Origin of the sequence: Novosphingobium sp. Fuku2-ISO-50 (assembly GCF_001519055.1) — a bacterium.
GTDB lineage: Bacteria > Pseudomonadota > Alphaproteobacteria > Sphingomonadales > Sphingomonadaceae > Novosphingobium.
In genome coordinates, this window is record NZ_KQ954297.1 from 17003 (window position 1) to 26965 (window position 9963).

The following is a 9963-nucleotide window of genomic DNA, read 5'->3' on the forward strand; positions in this document are numbered from 1 at the left end:
GTCTCTTGTCTGAATTGGCAAACGCGGGCATTGCCCCCTGCGGGGATATGTCTCTGCCGGCCCGCAGCGCCGGCCAGGAGTCTGAAGGAAAGGAACGGGTATGGGCGATCTGACGATCGAACCGATCAGTACGCCGCGTGAACGCAGGGAATTTGTCGACCTCGCCTACCGCATCAATGCCGCCGACCCCAACTGGGTGCCGCCGCTGCACATGGAAGCGGTCGAATTGATGACCCCGGGCAAAAACCCGTTCTTCGAACATGCCGATGTGCAACTGTTCCTTGCGCGCAAGGATGGTCGCGCGGTCGGGCGGATTTCCGCGCATATCGACCATCTTGCCATCGCCATGGACCCGGTCCAGGGAATGGGCCCCGGCACCGGTAACTGGGGCCTGCTCGAAGCCGAAGATCAGGCGACCGCCCATGCGCTGATCGCGCGGGCCGAAGAATGGCTGCGCGCAAAGGGTATGACCCGCGTGCTCGCGCCGATGTCGATGTCGGTGTGGGAAGAGCCGGGCCAGTTGACGCGCGGTTTTGACCATCCGCCGACGGTGATGATGGGCCACCAGAGCGAGCGCTATGCCGATTACATCAAGGCGCTGGGCGATTATGTTCCGGCCAAGCTGCTCAAGACCTACGAACTCGACATCACCAAGGAGTTCCCCCCGCTGATCCAGCGGATCATCCAGTCGGGCGAAAAGAACCCCCGGATCCGCATCCGCGACGTCGACAAGTCAAAGTTCGACAGCGAAGCGGCGCTGATCCTCGACATTCTCAACGATGCCTGGTCGGACAACTGGGGCTTCGTCCCGTTCACCGACACCGAAATCGCCTACGCGGGCAAGAAATTCAAACCGATCGTGCACAACGATCTGATCATGGTTGCCGAATACGATGGCGAACCGGTCGCGTTCATGATGACGCTGCCCGACCTCAACGAAGCCATCAAGCCGATGGGCGGCAAGCTGTTTCCGTTCAATTTCATCAAGCTCTTGCTGTGGCTGCGCAAACCGCGCGTGCGCACGATGCGCGTGCCGCTGATGGGCGTGCGCAAGAAGCTGCAGTCCTCGCGCCTTGCCAGCCAGCTCGCCTTCATGATGATCGAATATATCCGCCGCAATTCGGTCAGCCGTTATGGCGCCAGCCGAGGCGAAATCGGCTGGATCCTTGAAGACAACCAGGGGATGGTGGCGATCGCCGACGCGATCGACAGCCACGTCAACAAGGAATACACGATTTACGAAAAGGCGCTCTGACGCCATTTCCGGCCCGGTTTCAAACCGGGCCGGTTATCTTCCCGGCTACCGCTCGTTACGTGCCAGATGCCGCCAGGCCAGCGCCAGAGCGATCAGCGCGAACGGCACCGCGACCAATATCGCGACCAGCCCGGTCCACAACGAGTGCGTTGCCTGCGATATGCGCCCGGCGGCATAAGGCCCAAGCGAAAGCCCCAGCATCGTCGCGCCCAGGAAAAAGGAAGCGGTCGCCGTTCCGCGCAGGCGCGGCGGAACGATATTGACCACCGTGCCTGCCGAACTGCCCAGGGCAGCACTGAGCAGGAACCACAGCGGAAACACCGCAGCGTAGAACACGGTCAGCGAATGCGTGCCCATCAACACCGCATTGGGCACCATCGCCAGAACCAACGCGCCAATGACCACCGCCACACGCCGCGAATGATAGAGCCCGCGCGACAGCCAGTCGCCCAGCCAGCCCCCCGCGACCACGCCGAGCGCACCGCCCGCCGCCCCGCCGCCGCCGACAATCAGCGCGACTTGCGCCGCCGGAGCGTGAAAGGTTTCCATCGCATAGAGCGGCCCGAACGCCGACGCCGCATAAGCCACCGCGCACGTCAGGCCGTAACCGACGATAAGCAGGACCAGCGCCGGATTGCGCCAGATCCGCTCGTAAGCATCGGGATCGTCATGACGCAGGCTTTGCGACCACGAAGCCACCGCATAGAATCCGGTCCCCAGCACAAACCATTGCGCCGGATCGGACACCAGCGCGGTCATTCCCGTCGCAGCCAGCATCGCCAGCGCAAGAAACAGCAGATTGGTCCGCAGCGCCCCCCACCCGCGCCGGGCCGCGGCGATCACCGTGAACGGCGGGGCAATCGCGCCGATGTCGCGCACAAACGCGCCCCAGGCCTCGCGCGTCGACATCCCCGTCACGATCGGCGCCCCCTCGAATCGTCCGCGCGCCGGTTCACGCAACGTGCGCACCCACATCGCCATGACCAGCCCCGGCAGCCCGAGACCAAGGAACGCGGCCTGCCACCCGGCAAGGCCGAGCGGGCGCGTGCCGGCCACAAAGGCATGGTCCCATGCCTGCGCGAGGCCCGTACCGATCGACAGCGCGACCCCACCGCCGAGATAGATGCCCGCCGAAAAGATCGCGATCGCCGTCGCGCGCCGTCGTGCCGGAAAATAGTCGGACAACAGCGAATAGCCGCAAGGTCCGGCGGTCGCCTCGCCGACGCCGACGCCGATCCGCGCCAGCCCGATCTGGGTAAAATTGCCCGCAAGCCCGGAGGCGGCCGTCATCGTCGACCATGTCGCCAGCCCCACCGCCAAAAGGCGCGTGCGCGGCCAGCGATCGGCCAGCTTGCCCAGCGGAATGCCGAACACGGCATAGAATACACCAAACGCGGTGCCGTAAAGAAACCCGAACTGCGCGTCGGTAATATGCAGGTCGCGCTTGATGTCGGCCGCCAGGATGGTGAGCATCTGGCGATCGATGAAATTGAGCGCATAGACCAGCATCAGCACCCCAAGGGCATACCAGCCATAGGCCGCCCCCGGGGATGATGCATCCATCTCCGGCGTTTCAGGTCGCTTCGGCGTCTCCCGCTGCATAGCGTGTTCCATCCTCTATTCCCGCTTCTGCAAAGCCCGCGCGGCGCAACCGGCAGCTGTCGCACAAACCGCAGGCCCGACCATCGGGCAAGGGATCGTAGCAGGACCAGCTCTCCCCGACGTCCAGACCAAGCCGGACGGCTTCGCGGGCAATGTCGGCCTTTTTCAGATATTGCAGCGGGGCATGGATGGTGACCTTGCCCCCCTTGTCGCCGAACGTGGTCGCCACCCGGGCCAGCGATTCAAAACCGCTGATGAATTCCGGGCGGCAGTCGGGATAGCCCGAATAATCGAGCGCATTGACCCCGATGAAGATGTCGCCGGACCCGGCCGCTTCGGCCCAGGCCAGCGCCAGCGAAAGGAACACGAGATTGCGCGCCGGGACATACGTCACCGGAATGTCCGGCCCGACCCCGTCCTTGGGCACCGCGATGTCATCGGTCAGCGCCGATCCGCCAAACTGGCGCAGATCAAGCGGCAAGACGACATGGCGCTCCACCCCGACCCGCGCCGCCACGCGCCGCGCGGCATCGAGCTCGACGCGGTGGCGCTGGTTGTAATCGAAAGTCAGCGCCAGGACGCGAAAGCCCTGTTCGCGCGCCAATGCGGCACAGACCATCGAATCGAGGCCGCCGGAAAGAAGCACCACGGCGCGTCGTTCCGCACCGGTCGTATCGCCTGCTGTCATGACCGTGGGCTAGCCGTGCCGACGCCCTTTGGCAATCACGCGTCGAGCACGATGTCGAAACTGCGTGAACAGAACGCGCAATCGACGACGATCGCGCCTGCGTCATTGGCCATGCCGCGACGTTCTTCCGGGCCAAAGCGGGACAACACTTCGCGGTAATATTCGGCGGTACAGCGGCACCCGCGCGTCAACTGCGGCCCGACATCGACGCGCACTTCGCGCTCTTCATGAAACAGGCGCCAGACCAGCGCTTCCATCGACAGCGCCGGATCGAGCAGCTCGTCGCGGCGGATCGAGCCGCCCATGATCGCCAGATGCTCCCATTCGGGATGGTCGAACTGGGCATGCAGCCGTTCGCGCCCTTCTTCGCCTTCGGGCAGGTGTTGCAGCATCAGGCCGCCGGCAATCGCCCTGCTCCCGCTGCTATCGACGCCCCCGCTGCAATCAACGGCCACGCGAATCAGCGTCGGGATCTGTTCCGACTGAAGGAAATAGCTTTCCACCGCCGCCGCCAGCGTGTCGCCATCAAGCGGAACAACCCCCTGATAGCGCTGATCGGTCGCGGCAAGATCGAAGGTTACTGCCAGATAGCCATCGCCAAACAGCGCGTGGAGCGTCGGATTGGGGCCCAATTCATCGAGCCGCGCGCGATCGTGACGGACATAGCCGCGCAATTCCCCGCCCCGATAGTCGCACACGAGCAGGTCGATCACCCCGTCGTTGGTCTGCGCCTGGAGCGTCAGCTGCCCGGTGTCATCCTTGAGCAAAGAGCCGAGAATCGCGGTAAGCACCAGCGCCTCGGCCAGCAGATTGCGGATCGGCGTCGGATAGGCATGCGCCGCCAATATGGTGTCGAGCACCGGCCCCAGCCGCACCACCCGCCCGCGCGCGTCGCGGTCGGGCACGGTGAACAGCAAGGTGCGATCGAATCCGGTTTCCTCCGACTGGTCGAGCGTGTGCATCCGATCAGACCTGTCCGAACGCCCAGCGCAGAATTGCCTTTTGCGCATGGATGCGGTTTTCCGCTTCGTCCCACACCACCGAGGCAGGGCCATCGATCACGGCATCGGTCACTTCCTCGCCGCGATGCGCAGGCAGGCAATGGAGGAACAGCGCATCGGCCCTCGCCTTGGCCATCAGCGCCGGATTGACCTGATAGGGCGCCATCGCCGCCAGCTTTTCCTCGGCATGGGCCTGACCCATCGAGACCCAGGTATCGGTCACCACGACATCGGCGCCGGCCACGGCCGCCACGGGATCGCGGACAACGGTCACATTTGCGCCGGCGGCACGCGCGCGCGCAATGAAGCCGGGATCGCTGTCATACCCTTCGGGCACGCCGATGCGCACGTTGAACCGGCACAGACCCGCCGCTTCGACGATCGAATTGAGCACGTTGTTGCCATCGCCCAGCCAGGCCCATTCCAGCCCGGCAAGCGGCTTGCCGTGCTCGATCACGGTTTCCAGATCGGCGACGATCTGACACGGGTGCGACAGGTCGGTCAGCCCGTTGATCACCGGGACAGTGGCATGGCGCGCCAGTTCCTCGACTTTGGCATGATCATCGGTGCGCAGCATGATCGCATCGGCCATCCGGCTGAGCACGCGCGCGGTGTCGGCAATCGTCTCCCCGCGCCCGAGTTGAGTCGTTCCGGCCTCGAGAATGACCGCACTGCCGCCCAACTGGCGCATGGCGATGTCGAACGAAACGCGCGTGCGCGTCGAATTCTTTTCGAACACCATCGCCAGCACGCGACCGGCCAGCGGCGCATCGGCATCGGCCTGCCCCTTGGGCAGTCCCTTGCGTACCGCCTTGCGCGCGATCGCATCGTCGAGAATCGCCTTGAGCGCCTCGGCGCCCGCATCGGCAAGATTGAGAAAGTGCCGGGTCATGCTGCCGATTCCACAAAGCTGGCGGCACCGGCCGAAAGCCTGTCCATGAATTCATCGATATGCGTGTCGTCGATCACCAGCGGCGGCAGGATGCGCATGGTCTTGTCACCGGCCGCCACAGTCAACAGCTGATGGTTGTCGCGCAAATGCACCACGAAGGGCCGCGGCTCGATCTTGAGCTTGATGCCGAGCATCAGGCCTTTGCCGCGCACCAGTTCAAACAAATCAGGGTAATTGCCGATGAACTGTTCGAGCCGCGCGCGAAGCCGCGCGCCGGTAGCGCGCACATTGGCAAGAAATGCATCGTTGGCGACGACATCAAGCACCGCCTCCGCTGCTGCCATGGCCAACGGATTGCCGCCATACGTGCTGCCATGCGTACCGATCACCATGCCGCGCGCCGCCTTTTCGGTTGCAAGGCAAGCGCCAAGCGGAAAGCCGCCGCCCAGCCCTTTGGCTGTCGCCAGAATGTCGGGCGCGATACCGTATTGCTCATAGGCATAGAACGTGCCGGTGCGCGCAACGCCGCACTGCACTTCGTCGAAGATGAGCATGAGATCGTGCTTGTCAGCAAGCGCGCGCAGACCGGTGATGAACTCCTCCGACCCGTCGCGAATACCGCCCTCGCCCTGGATCGGCTCGACCAGGAAACCGGCGGTATGCGGCCCGATCAGCGATTCGGCCGCAGCGAGATCGTCAAACGGCGCATATTTGAACCCGGGCAGCAGCGGCAGAAAGCCCTTGTGCATCTTTTCCTGATCCGACGCGCTGATCGTGGCCATCGTCCGCCCGTGAAAGGCATTGTTGAACGTGATCAGTTCGTAGCGGTCGGTGTTACCGGCAGACTGGTGATAGGCGCGCGCCGTCTTGATCGCGCATTCCACCGCTTCGGCGCCCGAATTGGTAAAGAAGACGGTATCGGCAAAGGTCAGGTCGACCAGTCTCTGCGCAATCGCCTCGCCCTGCGGGCTGCCATAGAGATTCGACACATGCATCAGCGTTGCCGCCTGACGCTGGATCGTGCCGATCAGATGCGCGTTCGAATGGCCGAGCAGGTTGACCGCGATCCCGCTGGCAAAGTCGAGATAGCGCGTACCGTCTTCGGAAATCAGGTGGCAATGCTCGCCTCGCACCGGACGCACGCCGCACCGGGGATAGACGGGCATCAGCGGGGTGATCGTCATGGCATGCTCCTGTTCACGAAACGAATCGGCTCAAGGGTTGAGAGAATTTGGGGCTGCCCGAATTTGGAATTGGGCGAATTTTGAAAAGCAGGAATCGCAAACGACAAATGGCGGCCCTGAAAGGGGCCGCCATCTGCGCGCATTTACAGTCTTGCTGACGCCCGGTCAATTCGACCGGAAGGGCAAGCTCGTCGGCTTGATCAATCCTGGCGCGGCACCAGGTTGACCGCCGAGTGCTTGCCTCGTCGATCGACTTCGAGGTCGAATTCAAGCTTGTCGCCTTCGTTCAGTTCACGCATGCCGGAGCGTTCGACTGCGCTGATGTGAACGAATGCGTCGGGCTGTCCGTCATCACGCGTGATGAAGCCGAAGCCTTTCATCGCGTTGAAGAACTTCACCGTGCCGGTGGCCTTTTCGCCGGTCAGCTGACGCTGCGGCGTGGCCGCCTTGGCGGCAACCGCGATCACGTCGCCGACGACCTGAAGATCGGCTGCGGAGATCTTGCCGCCGCGATCAACCAGGTTGAACTGCAGCTGCTGACCTTCGGCCAGACCTTCAAGACCCGCGCGTTCGACCGCGCTGATGTGAACGAACACATCTTCGCCGCCGTCTTCACGCTGGATGAAGCCAAAGCCCTTCTGGGTGTTGAAGAACTTCACGACGCCCTTGCCAGTGCCGACGACCTGAGCGGGCAAACCGCCGCCACCGCCGCCGCCGCCACGCGGGCCGCCGAAGCCGCCACCGCCGCCGCTGCGCGGACCGCCGCTGAAGCCGCCACGATCACCGCCGCCGAAGCCGCCGCGATCGCCACCGCCGAAGCCGCCACGATCACCGCCGCCGAAGCCGCCACGACCGCCGCCGCCGAAGCCGCCACGATCATAGCCGCCACCGCCGCCGCCGCCGAAACCACCGTACGGGTCGAAATTGTCTTCGCCAAAACCGTCGCGCTTGTCGCGTCCGCGACGCCGCCCTCTGTCAAAACCCATAGAAATCAATAAACCTTGTTTCCGCTCCAGCTTTCCTCGGTGCCGCAAGCCGGACGCGGGAGCCGGCGGCACAACAGGGGAACCACGCCGGCCAAAAGAGCCGGTTTAGTCCATTGCAGATCGACTATAACCCACAAAATCCTGAAGCGCGAACAGAATCGACGTCAATCCGGCTTTTTGGCTCAACCAGTGTGGCATGAATACCAGAGCCGCCCTGCAACGGGCGCCGCGCTCGACTGTTCCCTTCGCGCGCCGAAACCGCTAGTGGTCCGATTCTGACATTTGCTACCGCTCTCGGCTAGGTAGTGTGCAAATGTCAGAATCTTTTCGGACCACTAGAAACTTTTGATTCTAGTGGATTTTTCGTTTTTGACATTTGCGACCGTGCTATCCGGATGGCGGGATGCAAATGTCAAAAACAATCCACTAGGCGCTGTGCGAACAGCGTTTGCCCATAGCGCGCAAGGAAGAGACGCCATCATGTTTCGCACCATCCACGACCACCTTTTCGTCAGCCCGCAGATCGATGTCGAAGATGTCGCTGCCGCCAAGACGCTGGGCGTGGGCCTGATCATCAACAACCGCCCCGAAGGCGAATCCGCCGACCAGACGCCGGGCGAGACGATCGCCGCCGCCGCCGCGCAAGCGGGCATCGCCTATGTCGTCATTCCGGTCACGCATGCCGGATTTTCGCTGAATCAGGTCGAAGCCTTCGACGCCGCGCTCAAGCAGGCCGGCGACGCCCCGGTACTCGCCTATTGCCGTTCGGGCACGCGATCGACGCTGCTCTGGGCGCTGACCATGGCGCGCGCCGGGCTGGCCCCGGCACAGATCGCCGAACAGGCCGCAGGCGCCGGCTATGACATAGCGCCGATCCGCGCCCAGATCGACATGCTGGCGGCGACCCAGGGGAATACCGAGAAGGCATGAGCGGCAAACTCGCCGAAACGATCACCACGCTGATCGCCCGCCCGGATACAGAGCCATGGCTGGTGCTGACTGCTGAGACACTGGTCTCGCTGGTCATGGTGCTGGGGCTCTATGGGCTTGCGCGCGCGATGCGGCTCGGCGGTGATGTGCGCCTGATCGATGCCGACCATGCCATTCGCCTGGCCGAGGCGGCGATTGCCGGGTTCGATGCCCGCGAAGTCACGCTCGACCGCGCCCGAATCGGCGCGCTGGTCCGCAATGGCGAAGGCCGCGTCCTGCTGATCCGCCGCCACGGCGCGCGATTCGTCGGCCGTGAAGTGACCTCGCACGAAGGGATCCGCCTCGACCGTCACACACTGACGCTCGAAACCGGCGATCCCCGATTCGGCCCCTTGACGCTCGACCTTGGCGAGCAGGCGCAGATCTGGGCCGCCAGCCTGCGCCGGTTGCACGCCGATCAGGAACATGCGGCATGACCCTGCCCGCGCTCGCCGATCTCGCCCGCCAGGCCGCCGTGTCGGGGCTCGATGTCGTGCCCTTTGCCGTGCCGTTTTTCGTGGCTGCGATCGTTGTCGAAATGGTCTGGGCGGCGCGCCATGCGCCCGGCGCCTACGAACCCGCCGACACGCTGACATCGCTGCTGATGGGGCTGGGCAGCACGGTGATCGGCACGCTGGTCGCAGGCGTGATCGCGCTAGCGGCAGGCTGGCTCTATGCCCATCGCGTTGCGACCGTGCCGGTCGCGTGGTGGAGCTGGATCGCGATCTTTGTACTCGACGATTTCAACTATTACTGGTTCCATCGCGCCGCGCATCGCGTCCGCTGGTTCTGGGCGAGCCACGTCAACCATCATTCAAGCCAGCATTACAACCTGTCGACCGCGCTGCGCCAGACCTGGACCGGGTTTCCGGCGCTGTCGTTCGCCTTTCGCATCTGGCCGGCCTTCGTCGGCTTTGCGCCGGGCATGCTGCTGACCGTGGGCGGGATCAATCTCGTCTATCAGTTCTGGGTCCATACCGAGGCGGTCGGGCGCATGCCGCGCTGGATCGAAGCGGTGATGAACACGCCATCGCACCACCGCGTTCATCACGCCACCAATCCGCGCTATCTCGATCGCAACTATGCCGGGGTGTTCATCGTCTGGGACCGCCTGTTCAAGAGCTTTGCGCCCGAACGCGATGATGATCCGGTGCGCTATGGCATCGTCCATCAGCTCGGCACCTTTTCGCTGACGACAGTGGCGTTCCACGAATGGCGCGCGATCGGGCGCGATCTGTGGCGCGCGCCGTTTTCCGCCAAGCTCGGCTATCTGTTGCGCGCGCCCGGCTGGAGCCATGACGGCAGCCGCGAGACGTCGGACATGATCCGCGAACGCTGGCGCGCCGCTCACGGCGACGACATCCACACTTGAACCGGACCGCCCGA

General features: G+C 64.0%; 10 protein-coding genes. 4 read left to right on the top strand and 6 right to left on the bottom strand.

Annotation, left to right across the window (positions count from 1 at the left end):
- Nucleotides 1–100 precede the first annotated feature (100 nt).
- The gene (locus AQZ50_RS15190; RefSeq protein ID WP_067747453.1) at nucleotides 101–1255 is read left to right on the top strand and encodes a hypothetical protein; all 1155 of its coding nucleotides are present in this window, start codon (nucleotides 101–103) and stop codon (nucleotides 1253–1255) included.
- 45 nt (nucleotides 1256–1300) lie between these two features.
- On the opposite strand, the gene AQZ50_RS15195 is transcribed toward AQZ50_RS15190, so the two are convergent.
- The 6 genes from AQZ50_RS15195 to AQZ50_RS21200 all read right to left on the bottom strand — a co-directional run bounded on the left by AQZ50_RS15195 (nucleotide 1301) and on the right by AQZ50_RS21200 (nucleotide 7608).
- Nucleotides 1301–2818: an MFS transporter gene (locus tag AQZ50_RS15195; RefSeq protein WP_067747455.1), complete on the bottom strand. Its 1518-nt coding sequence runs from the start codon at nucleotides 2816–2818 to the stop codon at nucleotides 1301–1303.
- A 10-nt stretch (nucleotides 2819–2828) separates the two neighbouring features.
- Nucleotides 2829–3545: a 7-cyano-7-deazaguanine synthase QueC gene (gene queC / locus AQZ50_RS15200; RefSeq protein WP_067747457.1), complete on the bottom strand. Its 717-nt coding sequence runs from the start codon at nucleotides 3543–3545 to the stop codon at nucleotides 2829–2831.
- Nucleotides 3546–3580: 35 nt separating this feature from the next.
- Nucleotides 3581–4507 carry an Hsp33 family molecular chaperone HslO gene (locus AQZ50_RS15205; protein ID WP_067747458.1) on the bottom strand — a complete coding sequence of 309 codons (927 nt, stop codon included), beginning with the start codon at nucleotides 4505–4507 and terminating at the stop codon, nucleotides 3581–3583.
- 4 nt (nucleotides 4508–4511) lie between these two features.
- A complete protein-coding gene (gene argF, locus AQZ50_RS15210) occupies nucleotides 4512–5438 on the bottom strand; it encodes an ornithine carbamoyltransferase (RefSeq protein ID WP_067747460.1) in 927 nt (308 codons plus the stop codon).
- The gene (locus AQZ50_RS15215; protein ID WP_067747462.1) at nucleotides 5435–6622 is read right to left on the bottom strand and encodes an aspartate aminotransferase family protein; all 1188 of its coding nucleotides are present in this window, start codon (nucleotides 6620–6622) and stop codon (nucleotides 5435–5437) included. Before AQZ50_RS15215 ends, argF begins: the two co-directional genes overlap by 4 nt.
- A 200-nt stretch (nucleotides 6623–6822) precedes the next feature.
- Nucleotides 6823–7608, bottom strand: coding sequence for a cold-shock protein (locus AQZ50_RS21200; protein ID WP_067747464.1), 786 nt, complete (start codon nucleotides 7606–7608; stop codon nucleotides 6823–6825).
- Nucleotides 7609–8088: 480 nt separating this feature from the next.
- Here AQZ50_RS21200 and AQZ50_RS15225 point away from each other — a divergent pair, with 480 nt between their 5' ends.
- The 3 genes from AQZ50_RS15225 to AQZ50_RS15235 are packed head-to-tail and all read left to right on the top strand — an operon-like array spanning nucleotide 8089 to nucleotide 9949.
- On the top strand, nucleotides 8089–8538 hold the full coding sequence (locus AQZ50_RS15225; RefSeq protein WP_067747466.1) for a protein tyrosine phosphatase family protein: 450 nt from the start codon (nucleotides 8089–8091) through the stop codon (nucleotides 8536–8538).
- Complete coding sequence (locus AQZ50_RS15230; RefSeq protein ID WP_067747468.1) at nucleotides 8535–9014, top strand: hypothetical protein; 480 nt, start codon at nucleotides 8535–8537, stop codon at nucleotides 9012–9014. Before AQZ50_RS15225 ends, AQZ50_RS15230 begins: the two co-directional genes overlap by 4 nt.
- Complete coding sequence (locus tag AQZ50_RS15235; RefSeq protein ID WP_067747470.1) at nucleotides 9011–9949, top strand: sterol desaturase family protein; 939 nt, start codon at nucleotides 9011–9013, stop codon at nucleotides 9947–9949. Before AQZ50_RS15230 ends, AQZ50_RS15235 begins: the two co-directional genes overlap by 4 nt.
- Nucleotides 9950–9963 lie beyond the last annotated feature (14 nt).